Annotated in this window: 23 protein-coding genes, 1 tRNA gene and 1 pseudogene; 10 read left to right on the top strand and 15 right to left on the bottom strand. The window is 69.4% G+C overall.

Features of this window, described 5'->3' with window-relative positions:
• Positions 1 to 147: 147 nt before the first annotated feature.
• From ACUZ2Y_RS13060 to ACUZ2Y_RS13045, 4 genes are all read right to left on the bottom strand, one after another.
• The gene (locus tag ACUZ2Y_RS13060) at positions 148 to 486 is read right to left on the bottom strand and encodes a type II toxin-antitoxin system PemK/MazF family toxin (RefSeq protein WP_476330459.1); all 339 of its coding nucleotides are present in this window, start codon (positions 484 to 486) and stop codon (positions 148 to 150) included.
• Entirely contained in the window at positions 483 to 707 is a 225-nt protein-coding gene (locus ACUZ2Y_RS13055; protein WP_476330457.1) for a hypothetical protein, read from the bottom strand. The genes ACUZ2Y_RS13060 and ACUZ2Y_RS13055 overlap by 4 nt, the downstream gene beginning before the upstream one ends.
• 73 nt (positions 708 to 780) lie before the next feature.
• On the bottom strand, positions 781 to 1,173 hold the full coding sequence (locus ACUZ2Y_RS13050) for a PIN domain-containing protein (protein ID WP_476331764.1): 393 nt from the start codon (positions 1,171 to 1,173) through the stop codon (positions 781 to 783).
• Between the two features lie 21 nt (positions 1,174 to 1,194).
• Complete coding sequence (locus ACUZ2Y_RS13045) at positions 1,195 to 1,392, bottom strand: hypothetical protein (protein ID WP_476330454.1); 198 nt, start codon at positions 1,390 to 1,392, stop codon at positions 1,195 to 1,197.
• Between the two features lie 104 nt (positions 1,393 to 1,496).
• On the opposite strand from ACUZ2Y_RS13045, the gene ACUZ2Y_RS13040 reads away from it, so the two are divergent.
• The 7 genes and pseudogenes from ACUZ2Y_RS13040 to rdgB all read left to right on the top strand — a co-directional run bounded on the left by ACUZ2Y_RS13040 (position 1,497) and on the right by rdgB (position 6,274).
• On the top strand, positions 1,497 to 1,958 hold the full coding sequence (locus ACUZ2Y_RS13040; RefSeq protein ID WP_476330452.1) for an SRPBCC family protein: 462 nt from the start codon (positions 1,497 to 1,499) through the stop codon (positions 1,956 to 1,958).
• Positions 1,955 to 2,678 (top strand): annotated as a pseudogene (locus ACUZ2Y_RS13035) (aspartate/glutamate racemase family protein). Before ACUZ2Y_RS13040 ends, ACUZ2Y_RS13035 begins: the two are co-directional and overlap by 4 nt.
• 10 nt (positions 2,679 to 2,688) lie before the next feature.
• Positions 2,689 to 3,309, top strand: a complete 621-nt coding sequence (locus ACUZ2Y_RS13030) for a rhomboid family intramembrane serine protease (RefSeq protein WP_476330449.1) — start codon at positions 2,689 to 2,691, stop codon at positions 3,307 to 3,309.
• Positions 3,306 to 4,109, top strand: coding sequence for a glutamate racemase (gene murI / locus ACUZ2Y_RS13025; RefSeq protein ID WP_476330447.1), 804 nt, complete (start codon positions 3,306 to 3,308; stop codon positions 4,107 to 4,109). Before ACUZ2Y_RS13030 ends, murI begins: the two co-directional genes overlap by 4 nt.
• Before the next feature lie 35 nt (positions 4,110 to 4,144).
• The gene (locus tag ACUZ2Y_RS13020) at positions 4,145 to 4,915 is read left to right on the top strand and encodes an MBL fold metallo-hydrolase (RefSeq protein ID WP_476330445.1); all 771 of its coding nucleotides are present in this window, start codon (positions 4,145 to 4,147) and stop codon (positions 4,913 to 4,915) included.
• A 10-nt stretch (positions 4,916 to 4,925) separates the two neighbouring features.
• A complete protein-coding gene (rph, locus tag ACUZ2Y_RS13015; protein ID WP_476330442.1) occupies positions 4,926 to 5,672 on the top strand; it encodes a ribonuclease PH in 747 nt (248 codons plus the stop codon).
• Positions 5,669 to 6,274 (top strand): RdgB/HAM1 family non-canonical purine NTP pyrophosphatase, encoded by a 606-nt coding sequence (gene rdgB, locus ACUZ2Y_RS13010; RefSeq protein ID WP_476330440.1) that lies wholly within the window; start codon positions 5,669 to 5,671, stop codon positions 6,272 to 6,274. Before rph ends, rdgB begins: the two co-directional genes overlap by 4 nt.
• A gap of 165 nt (positions 6,275 to 6,439) precedes the next feature.
• Here the strand turns inward: rdgB and ACUZ2Y_RS13005 are convergent, their stop codons facing one another.
• The 5 genes from ACUZ2Y_RS13005 to smpB all read right to left on the bottom strand — a co-directional run bounded on the left by ACUZ2Y_RS13005 (position 6,440) and on the right by smpB (position 9,299).
• A complete protein-coding gene (locus ACUZ2Y_RS13005) occupies positions 6,440 to 7,315 on the bottom strand; it encodes a serine hydrolase (RefSeq protein ID WP_476330437.1) in 876 nt (291 codons plus the stop codon).
• Positions 7,316 to 7,430: 115 nt separating this feature from the next.
• Positions 7,431 to 7,895: a thioredoxin-dependent thiol peroxidase gene (gene bcp / locus ACUZ2Y_RS13000; RefSeq protein ID WP_476330434.1), complete on the bottom strand. Its 465-nt coding sequence runs from the start codon at positions 7,893 to 7,895 to the stop codon at positions 7,431 to 7,433.
• Positions 7,896 to 7,916: 21 nt separating this feature from the next.
• Positions 7,917 to 8,429, bottom strand: a complete 513-nt coding sequence (locus ACUZ2Y_RS12995) for a hypothetical protein (protein WP_476330432.1) — start codon at positions 8,427 to 8,429, stop codon at positions 7,917 to 7,919.
• Between the two features lie 172 nt (positions 8,430 to 8,601).
• Complete coding sequence (locus ACUZ2Y_RS12990; protein ID WP_091383123.1) at positions 8,602 to 8,784, bottom strand: hypothetical protein; 183 nt, start codon at positions 8,782 to 8,784, stop codon at positions 8,602 to 8,604.
• Positions 8,785 to 8,828: 44 nt separating this feature from the next.
• Entirely contained in the window at positions 8,829 to 9,299 is a 471-nt protein-coding gene (gene smpB / locus ACUZ2Y_RS12985) for an SsrA-binding protein SmpB (protein WP_091383120.1), read from the bottom strand.
• A 212-nt stretch (positions 9,300 to 9,511) separates the two neighbouring features.
• Here smpB and ACUZ2Y_RS12980 point away from each other — a divergent pair, with 212 nt between their 5' ends.
• Positions 9,512 to 10,885 (top strand): hypothetical protein, encoded by a 1,374-nt coding sequence (locus ACUZ2Y_RS12980; protein ID WP_476330429.1) that lies wholly within the window; start codon positions 9,512 to 9,514, stop codon positions 10,883 to 10,885.
• 50 nt (positions 10,886 to 10,935) lie between these two features.
• Here ACUZ2Y_RS12980 and ACUZ2Y_RS12975 read toward each other — a convergent pair.
• Positions 10,936 to 11,012, bottom strand: a tRNA-Leu gene (locus ACUZ2Y_RS12975).
• 106 nt (positions 11,013 to 11,118) lie between these two features.
• Between ACUZ2Y_RS12975 and ACUZ2Y_RS12970 the strand changes: the two genes are divergently transcribed.
• Entirely contained in the window at positions 11,119 to 11,337 is a 219-nt protein-coding gene (locus ACUZ2Y_RS12970) for a DUF3618 domain-containing protein (protein ID WP_476330426.1), read from the top strand.
• A gap of 145 nt (positions 11,338 to 11,482) precedes the next feature.
• Here ACUZ2Y_RS12970 and ACUZ2Y_RS12965 read toward each other — a convergent pair whose 3' ends face one another.
• Together ACUZ2Y_RS12965 and ACUZ2Y_RS12960 are read right to left on the bottom strand one after the other, a co-directional pair.
• Positions 11,483 to 11,773, bottom strand: a complete 291-nt coding sequence (locus tag ACUZ2Y_RS12965) for a hypothetical protein (RefSeq protein WP_476330424.1) — start codon at positions 11,771 to 11,773, stop codon at positions 11,483 to 11,485.
• 108 nt (positions 11,774 to 11,881) lie between these two features.
• Positions 11,882 to 12,493 (bottom strand): TetR/AcrR family transcriptional regulator, encoded by a 612-nt coding sequence (locus ACUZ2Y_RS12960; protein WP_476330421.1) that lies wholly within the window; start codon positions 12,491 to 12,493, stop codon positions 11,882 to 11,884.
• Positions 12,494 to 12,574: 81 nt separating this feature from the next.
• Between ACUZ2Y_RS12960 and ACUZ2Y_RS12955 the strand changes: the two genes are divergently transcribed.
• Entirely contained in the window at positions 12,575 to 14,068 is a 1,494-nt protein-coding gene (locus ACUZ2Y_RS12955) for a flavin-containing monooxygenase (RefSeq protein WP_476330419.1), read from the top strand.
• A gap of 8 nt (positions 14,069 to 14,076) precedes the next feature.
• Here the strand turns inward: ACUZ2Y_RS12955 and ACUZ2Y_RS12950 are convergent, their stop codons facing one another.
• From ACUZ2Y_RS12950 to ACUZ2Y_RS12940, 3 genes are all read right to left on the bottom strand, one after another.
• Positions 14,077 to 14,568, bottom strand: a complete 492-nt coding sequence (locus tag ACUZ2Y_RS12950; RefSeq protein WP_476330416.1) for a helix-turn-helix domain-containing protein — start codon at positions 14,566 to 14,568, stop codon at positions 14,077 to 14,079.
• A 119-nt stretch (positions 14,569 to 14,687) separates the two neighbouring features.
• Positions 14,688 to 16,118, bottom strand: a complete 1,431-nt coding sequence (locus ACUZ2Y_RS12945; protein WP_476330415.1) for an LCP family protein — start codon at positions 16,116 to 16,118, stop codon at positions 14,688 to 14,690.
• Positions 16,119 to 16,473: 355 nt separating this feature from the next.
• Entirely contained in the window at positions 16,474 to 18,696 is a 2,223-nt protein-coding gene (locus ACUZ2Y_RS12940; protein WP_476330412.1) for a phospholipase A2, read from the bottom strand.
• Positions 18,697 to 18,810 lie beyond the last annotated feature (114 nt).

Genomic DNA, 18,810 nt, shown 5'->3' with positions numbered 1-18,810 from the left:
CCGCCCCACCCCACCCGCGAGTCGCCCCGCCGGGCAAACGAGTCGCCCCGCCCGGCGAATGAGTTCGACTTTCGCGATCACGAATGTTGAATTCGCTCGCCGGACGGGGCGACTCGTTTGCCCGGCGGGGCGACTCGCGAGTGCGGGTCAGGCCAGGTCGATCATCTGGCGGAGTGCGAAGCGGACCGTTTCGATCTCGTCGTCGCGCAGGCGCGCGGGGTGGCGTCTGACCAGCCGTTCCACGCTCACGGATTTGATCTGGTCGCACATCGCGAAGGACGGCCTACCCAGGTCGATGGCCGGGTGGAACGGCAGTCCTCGGTCGGTGGTGGTGCACGGCAGGACGATCGCCAACCGGTTGGGCAGCTCGCACGCCAGCGAGGTTCCCACGACGATGGCGGGGCGCTGCCCGGCCTGCTCACGGCCGATCTGCGGGTTGAAGTCGGTCCACCACACCTGCCACGGTGCGAGCGTTCGAATCGTCACTCCTTGGTCGCCACGTCGGTCTCGGCAAGGCTTTCGGCCTCATCGGCGTAGCCACCAGCGGCTTCCGGATCCGCAGCCAACCGGGCCAAGGCAGCGCGCGTCGCATGCTCGAACAACACGATCCGCAGCGCTTCGTCCAGGCTGACGCCGCCCAGTTCGGTCGCCGCGATCCGCGCTAACGCGTCGCGATTGTGCACCGACACCCGCATGCTGGTCTGCATACAACAAGTATGCGTTCGTTTCCTGCGTTCTGTCCACTCCGCGTCGCAGGCGCGAAGCCTGGTTCACCAAACCTCAGTCGGCGTTGAGGATGCGCAGGCCGTGGTACGTCCTGAAGTCTTCGTAATCCTTCAGATTGAGCGTGGCCAGCGGCAGATCGTAGGTCAGGCAGCAGGCGGCGATCCGCATGTCGTTGATCGGGCGCGGACGGCCGCGCTGGATGCCTGCTGCCGACAGCCTGCCCCACATCGCGGCCACGGGCTCGTCACCAGGGAGGACCGGGATTCCGGAGAGCCAGTCGGCCAGTTCCTGCCTGCTCCGGGTACCCCAGTGGCGGATCTCGGTCCACTTGGTCAGTTCGCCAAGGGTCACGAAGGTGATCAGTGGTCGCCTGCCGATCAACCGCGTGGCCAGTGGGCCGGTGAGCTTGCGCTTGTGGGTCAGCGATGCGACATCCGTGTCGAGGATTACTGGTTACACGACGCCCGCTCAGGCAACATCGTGGTGGCGCTCGGAGTAGGTGAAGGCAATGAACTCCTCCAGTTCCTCGTCTGACTCGAAGGTGTCCGCCGCGAGGTCGTCCAACGACTGGATCGGCTGGGTGTTCTTGGCCGCCAGTAGCTCGTCGACCGACAGGCGGGGCCGCACCGGTGGGTACACGGTGTATTCGGCATCGGGTGTGCCCATGAGTACCTCCACCGGAGTGCTGCGGCTGGTGTGGTTCAGCATACGGGGCTGATCCGATCGGCTACCAAAGCGTTGTCGAATGGGCTCTGGGTTAGGTTGACCCCGTGATTGAGATCGAGCGCTCCGGCCATGTCCCGGCACCCACAGCCGACGTCTGGACAGTCGTCTCAGACGCCCGCCGAGCCCCCGACTGGTTCAGCTTCGCCGTCCGCACCGACATCCTCTCCGGCAGCGGCCGGGGCGAGAAGCGGCTGCAGCATGGCCGTTGGCGCACGAAGACCTCCGAGATCGAGCAGGAGGTCATCGAGTTCGTCCCCGACAAGCTGATCGCCTGGAAGCACACCGCCGAGCGGGTCGACGGCAAACCCGCCACGGTGTACGCCTCCTCCGTCGTCTTCCGCATCGAACTCGAAGCCGATGGCGACGGCACGACCGTGCGGCTCCGCCTGCTGCAGGAGCCTGCCGACGACCTCAAGAAGATCGCCCTGAAGCTGTTCGGGTCGCGTGACATCACGCGCCGGATGGAGGAGTCGCTGCACCGGCTCCCGAGTGCCGTCGCGTCGTGAAGGTCATCGGGCTGCTCGGCGGGATGAGCTGGGAGTCGTCGGCGGAGTACTACCGGGTCGTCAACGAGCGGGTCCCGTGAACGCCTCGGCGGCCTGCACTCGGCGCGCTGCGTCCTGTACTCCGTGGACTTCGCCGACATCGAACGCATGCAGGTCGAAGGCCGCTGGGACGACGCCGCCGCTGTCCTGGACGACGCCGCCCAAGCGCTGGTTCGGGCAGGCGCGGAGATCATCGTGCTGTGCACCAACACCATGCACAAGGTCGCCGACCGGATCGACGCGCCGCTGCTGCACCTCGCCGACACCACGGCAGCCGCCGTGCGTCGGGCGGGCCCGCGCCGGGTCGGCCTGCTCGGGACAGCGTTCACCACGGAGCAGGACTTCTACACCCGCAGGCTCGCCGAACACGGCCTCGACGTCCTGGTCCCCGACGCCGCCGACCGTGCGACAGTGCACCGCGTCATCTACGACGAACTGGTCTTGGGCATCGTGCGCGACGAGTCCCGGCAGGCGTACCGCGAGGTCATCGCCCGGCTCGTCGAGCGCGGTGCCGAGGGGATCATCCTCGGCTGCACCGAGATCGAACTCCTCCTCACCCAGGCCGACAGCCCGGTGCCGGTGTTCCCGACCGCCCGCCTGCACGCGGAACTGGCCGTCGATCTGGCGCTCGGGGACGACATCAGGGTTCTTCCGGATCCGCCGCCACCCGCGAGCACGTAACCTCGGATTCGTGAGCACCGTCCCCGCCAAGCGATCCGCAGGCCGAGTCCTGCCGCCGAACCTGGCCCAGGCAGGCATCGTCGTCGGCGGCTTCGCCGTCCTGCTCTACCTGATCGAGTTCGCCGACCGGCTGCTGCCCGCGAACCTGGAGACGAACGGGATCATCCCGCGCAGCGTCGACGGGCTCGACGGCATCATCTGGTCCCCGCTGCTGCATGGGGAGTGGTCGCACCTGATCGGCAACAGCGTGCCGTTGCTGGTCTTCGCCTTCCTCGCGATGGCCAACGGGCTGGGCCAGTGGATCGCGGTCACCGCGACGATCTGGCTCGTCAGCGGCATCGGGGTCTGGCTGACCAGCCCTGACGGGACCATCACCATCGGCGCGTCCGGGCTGTGTTTCGGCTGGCTGCTGTTCCTGCTGGTGCGCGGCCTGTTCAACCGCAGCATCTTGCAGCTGGGCGTCGCGGCCATCCTGTTCGCGTACTGGGGCACCACATTGCTCGGCGTGTTACCCGGCGACACCGGCATCTCCTGGCAGGGTCACTTGTTCGGCGCGATCGGCGGTGTCCTGGCCGCCTGGTTCGCCGCCGTCGCGGACAAGCCCACGGTTGCAGGTACGTTCAAGGCGTGACACGACCTCAGGCTCCGATCGGGATCTTCGACTCCGGTGTCGGGGGCCTCACCGTCGCGCGCGCGATCCTCGACCAGCTCCCGCACGAACGGCTGCGCTACGTCGGCGACACCGCCAACAGCCCGTACGGCCCGCGACCCATCGCCGAGGTCCGCGCGCATTCGCTGGCGATCGCCGACCGGCTGGTCGACGACGGGGTGAAGATGCTGGTCATCGCCTGCAACACCGCCTCGTCGGCATGCCTGCGCGACGCTCGCGAGCGCTACGACATCCCCGTGGTCGAGGTGATCGTGCCCGCCGTGCGCCGGGCCGTGGCGGCGACCCGGTCTGGTCGCGTCGGCGTCATCGGCACCGCGGGCACCGTCCGCTCCCGCGCGTACGACGACGCGTTCGCCGCCGCTCCCGGCGTCACCGTGACCAGTTCGCCGTGCCCGCGGTTCGTCGACTTCGTGGAGAAGGGCGTCACCTCGGGCAGGCAGATCCTCGGCCTCGCCCAGTCCTACCTCGAGCCACTGCAGGAGGCGGAGGTGGACACGGTGGTGCTCGGCTGCACGCACTACCCGCTCCTCACCGGCGTCGTGCAGATCGTCATGGGGCAGGACGTCACCCTCGTGTCGAGCGCCGAGGAGTGCGCGAAGGACGTCTTCCGGGTCCTCGCCGAGCACGACCTGTTCGCCGAGGACGCGGGCGAACCGGCGCACGAGTTCGTCGCCACCGGGCCCGCGGAGCCGTTTCATCGCCTGGCACGCAGATTTCTCGGGCCGGAGTTGGCAAGTGTTGCTCCATTGGCTCGACGGTGATCGTGTCCGGGCGCTCGCTGTGACAGTCTGTCGAGGTGCTACTGACCGTCCTCGGCTGTTCGGGGAGCTTTCCCGGCCCGAACGCGCCCGCCTCCGGCTACCTGCTGGCCGCTGACGATTTCCTGCTGGGGATCGAACTCGGCAACGGCGCCTTCGCCGCGATGCAGGCCGTGGTCGACCCGTTCGACCTCGACGCGCTGATGTTCTCCCACCTGCACGCCGACCACTGCGCCGACTTCTCCGGCCTGTCGGTGCTGCGCCGCTACCACCCGGCGCCGCCGTACGACCCGCGGGTGAACAAGCTGGACGTCTACGCGCCGAGTGAGGCGCCGACCCGGTTCATCGCGGCATACGCCACCGATGAGGCCGACCGGGCGGTCACCGACCTGTCCGATGTGTTCGACTTCCACGCGCTGCGGCCCGGGAAAGTCCACATCGGACCCTTCGAGGTGGTCGTCGCCCCGGCGGCGCACCCGTGTGAGTCGTTCAGCTTCCGGATCAGCCACGGCGGCCGGTCCCTGGCCTACACCGGCGACACGGCGATGTGCGACGCGCTGGTCGAGGTCGTCGACGGCGCGGACGTTCTCCTATCCGAGGCGTCGTGGACCCATTCGCCGAACCACCCGCCGAACCTGCACCTGTCCGGTCACGAGGCGGGCGTCCTCGCGACGGGGGCGGGCGTCGAGCGGGTGCTGATCACCCACATCCCGCCGTGGACGGACAAGGACGCGGTGACGGCCGAGGTCCGGGCCGCGTACGACGGCGAAGTGGTCCTCGTCGAACAGGGCGCCACGTACCCCATCTAGGGTGTTGCACGTGGCGCGAAGCGATGGCAGGAACGACGACCAGCTCAGGGACATCAAGCTCACCCGCGGCTACCAGGACTGGCCCGCGGGGTCGGTGCTCGTGGAGTTCGGGAAGACCAGGGTGCTGTGCGCGGCCAGCGTGACCGAGGGCGTGCCCCGGTGGCGCAAGGGCTCCGGGCTCGGCTGGGTCACCGCCGAGTACGCGATGTTGCCCTCGGCGACGAACACCCGCGGCGACCGAGAGTCGGTGAAAGGCCGCATCGGCGGGCGCACGCACGAGATCAGCAGGCTCATCGGCCGCTCGCTGCGCGCGTGCATCGACCTGGCGGCTCTCGGCGAGAACACCATCCACCTCGACTGCGACGTCATCCAGGCCGACGGCGGCACCCGAACGGCGGCGATCACCGGCGCGTACGTCGCCCTGCACGACGCCGTGACGTACCTGAGGGCGAAGGGCAAGCTCGCGGACCCGCAGCCGTTCTCGTGCGCGGTGTCCGCGGTGAGCGTCGGCGTCGTCGGTGGCCGGGTGCGGCTCGACCTGCCCTACGAGGAGGACGTGCGGGCCGAAGTCGACATGAACGTGGTGGCGACCGACGCGGGCACGCTCATCGAGGTCCAGGGCACGGGGGAGGGCGCGACGTTCGCCCGGTCCACCCTCGACCAGATGCTCGACTACGCCCTCGCGGGCTGCGCGGAGCTCAACCGCATCCAGGCAGAGGCCCTGGCGCTGCCCTACCCGGGCGAGTTGGCCGGATGACCCGAGTGCTGCTGGCGTCCCGCAACGCCAAGAAGCTGGGCGAGTTGCGCCGAATCCTGGCCGACGCCGACGTGTCGGGCATCGAGATCATCGGCCTCGCCGACGTCCCCGAATTCCCGGACGCCCCGGAAACCGGCGCGACCTTCGAGGAAAACGCCCTGGCCAAGGCTCGCGACGCGGCAGCGGCCACCGGCCTCCCGTCGATAGCCGACGACTCAGGCCTGGCGGTGGACGCGCTGAACGGGATGCCGGGGGTGTTGTCGGCGCGGTGGTCGGGCAAACACGGTGATGACCAGGCCAACCTGGACCTCGTGCTGGGCCAGCTGACGGACGTCCCGGATGAGCGCCGGGGTGCGGCCTTCGTGTGCACGGCGGCCTTGGTGGTCCCCGAGGGCCGCGAGGTCGTGGTCCGCGGCGAATGGCGCGGCACCGTGATCCGGGCGGGGCGCGGGGAGAACGGGTTCGGCTACGACCCGATCTTCGTGCCGGACGGCGAGACGAGGACGTCGGCCGAGCTGGCGCCCGCGGAGAAGGACGCCCAGTCCCACCGAGGCCGGGCGCTCCGCCTACTCCTCGACGACCTGCGATCACTGGCTGACTGACCTGGGTTCTACCGGCCATCGCTCGGCGGAACCCTGCGCGGTCTGACATACGTCGGGGACCACCGGAACCCAAGGGGACCGTGACGGCGGCCTGCCACGGTGACAAGTCGGACCGGAGATCACACGTCACGCGACGACCGTCAAATTCCGGGGAGGCGGCACAGCCTATCCCTCGTTTTCGGACACCAGCCGCCCGATCGCCTTGGCCCCGGCCGTGACCGACGAAGTTGCCGTCGTGAGCCGCGTCGACGGCGGGTGCTCGGTCAGCAGCACCACGATGTAGCGCCACTTCGCCCCGACCAGCCCGGTGCTGTGCACGAAGTCCACCTTCGCGTTGTCGCCCCAGCCCTGTTTGACCGCCCAGTCCGCATCGATCCCGGTGGGGATGCCGAAATGCTGGTCGAACCCGTCCGCCGCCATCCGCGGGGCCTCGGCCAGCGCGTCGACGACGAGGGCCTTGTCCGCGGTGGGCAGGTCGGTCATCACGTGCGTGTAGATCCGGGCGACATCGCGCGCGCTGAGCAGTGTGTCGCCCCAGCGGCCCGGGTCGGCGGGCGGCCGGGTGTCGGTGAGGCCGAGCCGTTTCGCCGAGCGGATGACCATGGCGACTCCGCCCGACCGCGTCCACAGCTCGCCTGCGATCGGGTCGTCCGACAGTTGCAGCATCCGCCGGACCCGATCACGGTCGCCGTTGCCGGTATGCAGCACGTCGAGGGCGATGAGCAGCTTGACCAGCGACGCCGAGTGAAACCCGCGGTCCGGGTTGACCGACACCAGTTCCGCGCCGGTCTGCCGGTCGATCACCAGCGCGCCCACGGTGGCCGACTTCTCGACCCCGCGCACCGCGCCTGCCACGTCGACAGATTTCTTGGGCGCCGGGGTCGGTTTCACGGCCGACGGCTTGGCAGTCGGAACCGACGACTCGACTGGTGCGGCGGCAGTCGTGCCGACCTCGACCGGCGCGGGCGCGGACACCACGCCGATCGGCGCCGAGGAGCACCCGGCGAGCAGGGTGAGCACGAGGAACGGCAGCAGGCGCATGCTGTGAATACGCCGTCACCCGATGGCGAAGTTGACGCCCTCGGCGGGCAACTATTCCGCCGCGCCCGCGGTACGCGACAACCGCCGATTTGGTTGTCGCGCACCGCGCACTCGGTCAGAGCTTGAGGTCTTTGCGCAGCTTGGCGACGTGTCCGGTGGCCCGCACGTTGTAGAAGGCGTGCGCGATGCGGCCTTCGGGGTCGACGATGAATGTGGACCGGATCACACCGGTCACCGTCTTGCCGTACAGCTGCTTCTCGCCGTACGCGCCCCACGCCGTGAGCACCGCGCGGTCGGGGTCGGACAGCAGCGGGAAGGTGAGGCCCTCGTCCGCGACGAACTTGGCCAGCTTCGCGGGCTTGTCGGGGGACACCCCGAGCACGGCGAAGCCCGCGTCGTCGAGCTCCGCGAGGTTGTCCCGGAAGTCGCAGGCCTGCTTGGTGCAGCCCGGGGTGGCCGCCGCCGGGTAGAAGTAGACGACCACGGACTTGCCGTGGAAGTCGGACAGCGAGACCTCGTTGCCCTCGCTGTCGAGGAGCGTGAAATCAGGAGCCTGGTCGCCCTCGGAAAGTCGCGTCATGCCGTTGAAACTAGCGCGCGCCTACGCGAGCCCCTCGAACACCATCACCATCGACCGCGACGCGGGATCCGGCTGGGCGCTCAGCTGCACCGACACACGGTCCGCCGGCACGGCGAACGCCACGGAGAACCGCGCCTTCGCGCCGGGCGCGATCTCGATGTCGCCGACCATCCCGGCGTAGCCCTGGGTCGAGTCGATCACCTGCCGGGCGGTGGCGCCGTCGGCGGTGGCGGTCAGCACGAGCACGGTCGGCCGGTACGCCGTCGTGCCGTGGTTCTCCACCGTCACGTCGAAACCCAACGCGCGCGGGCTCTTCGGGTACGCCGAGTCGGTCGGCACGAACGAGGTGGGTCCCGAAACCGTGATCGAGAGGTCGTCGCCCAGCGGCCTGCGCTCGCCGCTGCGCGACGGGCTCGAGGCGGCGGACGCGGCGACGGACCGCTCAGCCGGTTCGGAGTACGCGGGACCGCTGCCGCAGCCGGTGACCAACACCAGCAGCGCGCAGAGGGCAGCCGCCCATCCGACGGTTTTCACGGTCAGTGCCACTTCCTTGCCTGGGGACGCTCGGGGGTTCGTGTCCACCTTTACTGGCCGACCAGCCGGATGCGGCCTCCATTAGGCCGTTGAGTCGTACCTGGTGTCGTGCTGTGGCCGAGCCGTGATCAGGAGAGCACCCCAAGTGATCGGCGCCACTGCTCAGCCCGCGTCAGGCGGCGAGCGCGAAGAAGAGCACGAAGACGCCGATGAACACGAGCCAGGCCGCGATCAGCCAGCCGAAGTCACGCCATGGCGAGATCGCGTGGTTGTCCTCGCCGGGCACGTAGACGCCGCGCTCCTCGAACCGGTCGACCAGTCGCAGGAGCGCCGCGAAGGGCCGCGGGGCGCGCATGCGCTGATCGTGTCACGAGCGGTGCGAATCCGCCGCAACGCGGTTCAGCGGCGCTGACCTTTGACGTGCCGGGCGAACTCGCGCTCGATCTCCCGGTTGGCGTCGCGGGTGGCCAGGTCCTGGCGCTTGTCCCAGGTCTTCTTGCCCTTCACGAGGGCCAGTTCGACCTTGGCCCGGCCGTCGCTGAAGTACATCGACATCGGGATCAACGACAGCCCGCTCTCCCGGACCCGGATGTCCCAGCGGTCGATCTCGCGCCGGTTGAGCAGCAGTTTGCGCACGCGGCGCGGGGTGTGGTTGGTCCACGTGCCCATGGCGTACTCGTTGATGTGCAGGCCGCGCAGCCACACCTCGCCGTCGTCGATCGTGGCGAAGGCGTCGACCAGCGACACCCGGCCCAGCCGCAGGCTCTTGACCTCCGTGCCGACGAGCATCACCCCCGCCTCCAGCGTGTCGAGGACGGCGTAGAGGTGACGCGCTCGCCGGTTCGTGGCGATCACCGTGGTCGTGGCCATGCGGTCACCTTAATTCACAGAGTGGTTCACATCGTTTTCTTAAATCATTGGGCCGATTGGCGGATATATAGCCGGTACACACGCTGCGATTGTCACTTCGACCTGTGCCCGCACCCCTGCAACGGCAGGCACGTCCAGGTCCTTCCCTGCATGAAGGGCAATACGCCATGCGTTCACCACGCTCCACACCCAGGCGGTTACGTGCCGCCTGCGTGCTTGTCGCCGCCGTCGGTCTGACCGTCGTCGGTGTGCAGACTTTCTCCGCCAACGCCTCGCCCACCCCGGCGGCGAGCGCGAAGGCCGGGCCGCTTCCTGTGGCCCCGGATGGACACTCCCACCCGGTCATCGAATCCGTCCCGGAGGACCAGCCCGCGCGCGGCCTGGTCTACAAAGGACTGAACATCGCGCAGACGGGTCCCTGCAAGGGGACTTATCTCGTGCGTGGCCACGACGTGTGCTCGCACGGACCGGACCAGCCGCCGCCCGGCTACCGCATGGGCTCCGACGTCCAGCCGCTGTCCACGCAGCAGACCATGGCCGCGGGCGTCTGCGTCGGCGACGGCTCCAGCGGCAACCGGGCCCAGGTGCTCTACGTCTACGCGAGCACCGACCGGTTCGCCCAGTACAAGACGTCGATCGAGCAATGGGCGATCGGCATGAGCGACATCTACAACGAGAGCGCCAAGGAGACCGGCGGCACCCGACACGTCCGGCTCCTGCACGACGCGAGCTGCACGCCGGTCGTGAGCAAGGTGCAGATCACGTCGAGCCAGCTCGCGGACTTCACGAGCATGAGCAACGCGTTGTCGCAGAAGGGTTACAACCGCCAGGACCGCAAGTACGTGATCTTCGCCGACTCGTCGGTGTACTGCGGCATCGGCGACTTCGCCGGTGACACCCGCAAGGGCGCCACCAACCGCAGCAACTACGGCCCGTCCTACGGCCGCACCGACACCAGCTGCTGGGGTGCGGACACACCCGCGCACGAACTGGGCCACAACCTGGGCGCGGTCAACAACAACGCCCCCAACGCCAGCGGCGGCGCGCACTGCACCGACGAGTGGGACCTGATGTGTTACAGCGACACACCCAACTACCCGCAGATGCGCTACATCTGCACCGACCGGGCCAAGGACTCGCGCTTCGACTGCGGCCACAACGACTACTACCACACGAATCCGCCCGCGGGCAGCTACCTGGCGACCTACTGGAACATGGCCGACAGCCTTTGGCTGGTCGCCAACGGCTCGACCGACCCGACCCCGACACCCGGGGTCTGCTCGACCTACGCCACCAAGCACACCGGCACGCTGAACCAGGGCGCCTCGGCGATCCAGCCCAACGGCACCTGGTACCAGTCCACGACCAGCGGCACCCACGCCGGCTGCGTGGACGGGCCTGACGGCACGGACTTCGACCTCTACCTGCAGAAATGGAACGGCAGCGGCTGGGCGAACGTGGCCACGGCCGAGACCGAGAAGGCCGACGAGACGCTGTCCTACAGCGGGACCGCCGGCTACTACCAGTACAAGGTCGTGGCCTACGCGGGCTCCGGCGGCTACACCTTCGGGATGAACAAGCCCTGATCACCAGCGGCGGCCCCGGCGCCTGGTGGGCGTCGGGGCCGTCGCTTCGCTGGTGGGACCGGAGAGACTCGAACTCTCACTGGCACGGACCTAAACCGTGTGCCTCTGCCAATTGGGCTACGGTCCCCCCGCCTCGCGACTAGCGCGGGCGGGAACAGCCTAACCGCGTGGCCCCTGCGCGGCGCGGGTGGCCGGTGATCTAACGTGGTGTCGCCGGACTTCTAGGAGGACACGTGGCCCGCGACCCCGACACCATCCAGCGCGAGATCGAGCAGGCGCGCGACGCACTGGCATCGACATTGGACCAGCTGGGCACCAAAGCGAACCCGAAGCGGCTGGTGGACAACGCGAAGACGTCCGCCCGCGCGAAGGCCGACGAGCCGAAGGTGAAGTTCGCGCTCATCGCCGTCGGCGTCGTGGTCGGTTTCCTGCTGGTGCGCAAGCTCTTCTAGGCTAGTCCGCCGCTAGTCCGCCTCCCCGGAATTTTTGGGGTTGGTCACCTGTCGTGTGACAGGCACGGATTGGTGGGCACCGTGGTCGGGTTTCGTCACGGTCCCCTTAGGTGGCGGTGATGATGCGGCGGATTGCCAGAGGCAGCTAGGAGCCAGAGGGGGCGGGCGGGGTTGTTACCTCGTCCGCCTTTCTGGGGTCGGTGCCCAGGCGGGCGGTGAGGTAGGCGGCGGTGAAGTTGACCGCGTCGCCCTCGAGGGTGTGGACGACGGTCTTGATCTTCTCGTTCGGCGCCAACTTCTCCACCAGCTGGTCAGCGTGGTCACGGGCGGCGATGAGGCCCGGCGCGGTCGCTTTGAGCGTCTTCCCGCGGCAGGTCACCTCGACTTTCCAGTCGTCGCCGTCCGGTGTGTAGTTGGCCTCGATCGGCTCGAACATGTGTCATCGCCCCTCAGACGTCCGTGGTTGATACTTAACACAACGCCGGACGGTTCCGCCGGACGGCTAGCGTCGAGAAAATGATTCGGGTAGCCCCGCGCGGGCGATTTATCCGGCCGGGATGTCGCCCGCGACACCGTTCCACAGCACCGACATCAGCATGTCCGCGGCCTGCGCGGCGGTCACCTGGGACTGGTTGACGTACCACAGGGAGAGCCGCTCGCAGGCGCCGACGAGGATCTGCGCGAGCATCTCCAGTTCGGTCCGCGGCTTGTCGGGCACGAACGCGGCGAACAGCGTGATGTCGAGTTCCACCTGCTCACGGCGGACCTCCTCGACCTCGGCGATCGCCACCGGGCCCGCCAGCGCGGCCTCGTTGCGCAGCATCAGCGACCACGAGCGGCGGTGCGTGTCGGTGAACTCGAAGAAGGCGACCAGGCCGCGGCGCAGGGCTTCCTCGACGGTGCCCGCGCCCGCCACGGCCTCCAGCGTGCACTTCGACAGGTCGGCCCGCGCCGCGCGGATGCAGGCGACGAGCAGGCCCTCCTTGGAGCCGAAGTACTCGTAGATCATCGGCTTGGACACGCCGCAGCGTTCGGCGATCTCGTCCATGGAGACCGCCGCGTAGCCGCGCTCGGCGAAGATCTCTTCGGCGACGCCCATCATCTGGCGTTCGCGCTCCGCCCGAGGCATCCGACGCTTGCGCTCGCTGGTGGTCACGGAATTGACTCTACCGCAAGTAACCTACTCCGGGTAAGCTGGACTCCGAGTAACACACACAGACGTATGGAGGATCGGGAGATGGGCGAGCTCATCCACACCGGTGTGGTGGTGGTCGGGACCGGCTTCTCCGGCATGGGGATGGCTATCCAGCTCCGCCGGGAAGGCCGCGACGACTTCGTCATCCTGGAGAAGGCGACCGACTTCGGCGGCACCTGGCGCGACAACAGCTATCCGGGCTGCGCCTGCGACATCCAGTCCCACATGTACTCCTTCTCCTTCGAGCAGAAGTCCGACTGGACCCGCTCGTACGCCCCGCAGGCCGAGATCTGGGACTACATGCGCGGCGTCGCCGCCAAGTGGGGCCTGGCCCGCTACACCCGCTTCGGCGTGGAGGTCACCAGCGCGCGGTGGGACGAGGAGGAGAGCCGCTGGTACGTCGGCACCGCCTCCGGCGACACCTACGTCGGCAAATACCTGGTCGCGGGCATCGGCGCGCTGCACATCCCGTCGGTCCCGGAGCTGCCCGGCATCGAGAACTTCCAGGGCGCGACCTTCCACTCCGCGCAGTGGGACCACGACTACGACCTTAAGGGCAAGCGGGTCGCGGTGATCGGGACCGGCGCCAGCGCCATCCAGTTCGTCCCGAAGATCGCCCCCGACGTCGCCGAGCTGACCCTGTTCCAGCGCACGGCGCCGTGGGTCATGCCCAAGCCCGACCACGCGATGCCGTCCTGGTCGCAGGCCCTGTTCGCCAAGGCCCCCGGCGTCCAGCGCGGCTACCGGCACCTCCTGTACTGGATCAACGAGGTGCGCGCGGTCGGCTTCAACGGCCACCAGAACATCCTCAAGTTCGCCTCCAAGCTGGCCGCCTGGAACATCAAGCGCTCGGTGAAGGACCCGGAGCTGGCCCGCAAGCTCACCCCCGACTACGTCATGGGCTGCAAGCGGGTGCTGGTCTCCAACGACTACTACCCGACGTTCAACCGGCCGAACGTGCACCTCGACACCGACGGGGTCGCCGAGGTCCGGGAGAACAGCATCGTCGGCCGCGACGGCCGCGAGCACCAGGTCGACGCGATCATCTACGGCACCGGCTTCCACGTGACCGACGCCTTCGACTACCTCACGGTCTCCGGCCGCGACGGCCGCGACCTGGCCAAGGAATGGCGCGAGAACGGGATCAACACCCACCTGGGGATCACCGTCTCGGGTTACCCGAACCTGTTCTACCTGCTCGGCCCGAACACCGGCCTCGGCCACAACTCGGTCGTGTTCATGATCGAGTCCCAGATCCGCTACATCGCCGACGCCCTGCGCCTGGTCGAGAAGCACGGCGCCGATGCCATCGACGTACGCGCTTCGGCCCAGGAGCGGTTCAACCAGGAGGTGCAGCGCAAGCTCGCCGACGGCGTGTGGACCCAGGGCGGCTGCCAGAGCTGGTACCTCGACGCCAAGGGGGTCAACCGCACCATCTGGCCCGGCTTCACCTGGCGCTACTGGATGCGCACCCGCAAGGTCGACCCGGCGGACTTCGAGTTGATCACCCGCGGCAAGGTCAAGCAACCCGCCTGACCCGCGAGTCAGGTGGCGGGGGTGGGGGGTGCGGGGCGGATGGCCCTGAGGCGGGCGATGAGGTCGCGGACCTCGACGTCGCACAGTTCGGCCATCCGCTCGATCGCGGAGATGTCGAGGTGGACCTCGGCGGGCGCCGGTCCCGTGTGCCCGGTGAGGCGCTCGGCGGCCCAGCGGCGCAGGGGGAGCAGGTCGGAGCCTCGCTCATGCACGACCGACCGCAGGTCGACGCGTATTCGGCCGACCGTGGTGCCGGAGAAGACGCGGTCGTGCACGCGGGCCATCAGCTCGTGGGGGTGTTCGTCCAGGGCGAAGCAGATCTCCACCAGTCGCACGACCGAGCACTGCCGGGTACCCAACTCGTAGGTCGCCAGCGTCTGCAGCGAGATCTCGGTCTGCAGCCGCCGGTTGAGTTCCTTGCGGGTCCAGCCGCGCTGCTTGCGCAGGCGGCGGATCTCGTCCCCGAGTACGCGCTGGTAGACCGCCGCATCGATCCGCACGTTCACCCCTTCGTCAGGTCCGGTGTTACTCCCGGTCTCACTTGAGGAAGTGATGAACCACGCGACTCTGACGCGGATCGGCCCGAGCTTGCCCGAAGTTAGGCCGAACGGGTGGACCGTCAGTTGATGCAGGCGGGCTGCGGCTGCTGGGCCAGTCCGTTGAGGGTCAGCAGAGGGTCAGCGGCGAGCCGCTGGCCTGCTTGCGCGTAGTCCTTGCCGAGGAGGACCGTGACCTTGCCCTTGGCCAGGTTGGCGTCCTCCTCGACGGGGAACTCGCCCTCCAGCGCCTGGGCCACGGCCTCGCCCGCGGCCTTGTCGCCCTTGGCGTGGCGGACCACGGTCTTCTGCCTGGCCGCCGCGTTGCCCGTGGTGCCGGGCTTGAACCCCTGCCCGGACAGCACGTCGGAGACATCGCCCGCGAGCCCGTCGCGGCCCGACCCGTTGAGCACGTTCACCGTCGGCTTCGCCGCCGACGTGCCGTCCGTGGTGGACGTTCCGGGCGAGGTGGCGTCCGTGGACGGTGGGCCCCCGGGGCTGATGAGGGCTTGGACGAACTTGCGCACGGCCACCGGGTCGACGCCGACCGCGCTGCCGTCGTTGGGCGTGGCCAGGTCGATCGTGACGATCGGGATTGTCTGGAAGGTGACGTTGCCGCCGGTGAAGCCCATCATCTGCTGGGCGAACCGCATGATGTCCCAGCCCGGGTCCAGCACGACCGACTTCTTGATCGCCTCTTGCAGCTTGCCCAGCGTCGCCGACCCGGGGACCAGCAGGTCCTTCGAGAGGATCTTCTTCGCCATGCCGCTCATGAACACCTGCTGGCGGGCGATCCGGTCGATGTCGCCGTTGGGCAGCCCATGTCGCTGCCGGACGAACGCGAGCGCCGCGGTGCCCTGCAGGTTCTGCCTGCCCGCCGGGAAGTTCGCGCCGGAGAAGTTGTCCTTGACCGCCTTGTTCAGGCAGACGTCGATGCCGCCGATGGCGTTGGTGATGTCGTAGAAGCCGAGCAGGTTGACCTCGGCGTAATGGTCGATCTTGGCGCCGGTCAGCTTCTCCACGGTGGCGATGAGGCTTTTCGCGCCGTCGAGGTTGGACTTGACCTCGAGATCGCGGCCCTGCACGCCCTGCTTCTGCAGTCGGGCGCGCGCTTCGAGCTTGGCCCGGCCGTACGCGGAGTTGATTTTGTGCTTGCCGTAGTTCGGGATCTCGACGTAGGAGTCGCGGGGCAGCGAGACGCCGACCGCCTTCCCGCCGTCGTTCGGGATCCTGATCATGATCAGGGTGTCGGTGTTGATCTCACCGTCGAACCTGCCCGCGTTGAGCATCGCGAGCTGCTCCTTCGACAGCGGGTTGCCCTGCGCGTCGGTGCGGCTGTCCATGCCGACCATGAGGATGTCGACCGCGCCGTCCGCGGGCTTCTCTCCGGAGCCTTCGATGACGTCGGCCGTCGACAGCCCGTCGGTGAAGTTGTCGGCGAGCTTCGAGTAGTAGCCGGTGGCGACCAGCACCAGCACGGACAGCAGGGTCACGAACACCTTGCCGCCGGTCATCTTCCGCTTCTGCGGGGGCGGTGGGCGGCGGGTCGACGGGCGCGGGGCCCGCGACCGGGGCGGCGGCGTGGCCCGCTCGGCCATCCGTTCGGTCGGTGCCGAGTGGTGCGGTCTGCCGGTGATGCGAGGAGTCGCGGAGGGTCGCCCGGTGCCGGTCGACGAGCGCGGCGAAGCGGGCCTGCCTTGGCCCGCTCGGCTCGCTGACTTAGGCGGCGGCCGGTACTCCACGCCGACTCCCTTCCGTCTCTTCAGGCATGGGGACGCTCATGACGACCCGGAACCGCGGACACCCGTAAGACGCCGAAGGGCCTCCCCAGGTTGGGCCGTAGCGTGTCACACGGGTGTGAGTCACCGGTCACGGCACACTCTCGGCCGTGGCGAGCGCCTCACCGTGTGCCCGCGACTGGGGCTCTGACCTGCGGCGATGGGCCAGGAATCGACTCGTCGCGAGGCCGAGCGCCAAGGCAAGAGTGACCCAGTGGACGGTGATCCCGCTCGATCCGGCGATCGGCGGGACGCACGCGATAGCGGTCAACAGCCATGGCCACGGCGTCGCCGTGGTGCCCGTGCGGACCGAGTGCAGCAGGTACCAGCCCAGCAGCAGATGGACGATGCTCGACATCGGGTCCAGCGGCACCCCCAGCAGCACCGGCGAGGCGTGCGTGCCGGTCAGCCCGGTGACCGCGAAGCCGAGGGTGCCGATCGCGCCGTAGCCGGTGCCCAGCGTCGCGGCCACCGCGTCCCACCGGGAGCCCGCGCGGTCCTGGGCGGCCGCCGCGTCCGGGTCCAGGGTGGAACGCCATTCGAACAGCACGAACGCCAGCGCTGTGGGCACCCCGAGCAGCGCGAGGGCGAGCAGGGGTCGGGGCTGGACCAGCCAGTCGACCCCGGTGGTCGGCAGACCGGCGGTGCGGGCGGCGCCGATGATCCCGGCGATGACCAGCATCGCGCACAGATACGCCAGGTACACGGTCATCGGCGCGGAGTGGACGAACCGGGCCGCCTGGGCCGGGGCGCTGCGCGCGATGGCCCGGGCGCCCGCGCGGCGGGGGAGCGCGACCAGGCAGACCTGGGCCAGGCCGATGAGCATGACCGCGGGCGCCGACGGCACGAAGCTCGCCGACCCGGTCGGCTCGGCCATCACCAGCGGCGACAGCGGCCCGACGGTCGTCAGCGCGGCCAGGGCGGCGAGCGCGGCCAGCCCGACCGCCGCGAGCACCGCGCGGGGAAGCCGCCACAGGGTGCCGTCGGCGTAGTGGAAGGCGAGCTGGCCGAACAGCGACGCGAGGACCACGCCACCGAGGTGCGCGGCGAACACCCCGGACCCGAACGCGCCGATGCCGACCACGACCGCCGCCTGCGCCAGCGGCGTGAGTAGCGGGGCGCGGCGGTGCAGCCACAGCATCGCCGGCGTCATCGCCACCACGAGCAGGTACAGGCCGAGCAGCCACAGGGGCTGCACCACGAGTCTGCCGACGGTCCGGACCGCCTCGGGTGGGGCGTTGACCAGGTCGAGTGAGAGCGGCAGCACCAGCCACGCCGTGACGAAGGCGAGCACCGGCCGAATCAGCCAGCACACCCGCCGCGCCAGGTAGCCGCCGTAGCCGGTGGTCGTGGCCTGCCAGGCCAGCAGGTTCGAGTGCCCGCCCGCGAAGAAGAACAGCGGCACCAGCTGCAGCAGCCAGGTCATCGGCCACAGCGCCGCCGCGGACAGGTCGAGCAGGGGCGCCAGCGCGAGCACCGACTCGGCGAGGACGAACCCGCCGAGGCTCACCATCCGCAGGAACCCGAGATAGGACGCGCGGTCGCCCTCCTCCGCGGACAGCACCGGCTGGGGCAGTCGCGGCTGGTCCCGCCGGGTCCGGCGCAGCACCGGGACCCGGACCACCAGCAGCGCGATGACGACGAGCAGGCCCGCGGTCCACAGCCCGATCGGCTCGGCCCGCGGCGGCCCCCACCGCTGGTGCCACGAGTTGGCCACCATGCCCGCCGAGTACAGCGCCGCCACGATCCGGCAGGTGCCCGCCGATCCCTGCGGGTTGCGCTCGCACTGTCCGTGCATGTCCTCGGCGAGCCGCCGGTCGAGGCGCCTGCGCGGGTCGGGCCCCAGCGCCTCGCCCTTCTCCTCGGCGTAGCGCAGCAGGTCGTAGCCCAGGTCGTGCGCCTTGCAGCCGACCGAGTAGTCCCAGCGGGTGTCGTCGTCGCCCCACGGCGTCGAGCAGCCGCCACCGACATGGACGGCCCGGGCACGCCCGGCGGGGTCGGTGGCCCTGTCCGCGACGACGTCGGTGACCTTGGTGAAGTCGATGGGCAGCACGGCGAGCGGGTCCCCGGAGAACTCCGGGTCCAGCAGCGTATCGATGGCGGCGGCGGCCGCGGCGGCGTCACCGGTCGGCGGTCCCGCGGCGGGAGCGGGTGAGCGTGAGGCGACCACACCGAATCCGGCGGCGACGACCACGACGAGGAGGAACCAGCCGAGCCGCCCGCCCAGCGCGGGCCCGGCCCGCGGCGGCTCCGGATCGGCCGAAGAGTGCTGGGCGGTCGGCGCTGTGACCTCGCCCGCAATTGTGCCCCCCACTGGGGCAGGTTACCGGGATGCGACGCGGACGCGCTCGGCGTGGGGAGCGGTGAACGGTGGGTGGCACGGCGCACCCCCAGGGCGCCATGCCACTTCCCCCCTTCCCCCGGATGA

This window comes from Actinokineospora sp. UV203 (genome assembly GCF_056323665.1).
Note: the sequence above shows the minus strand (reverse complement) of the source record. Positions and strands in the feature narration are given on the sequence as shown.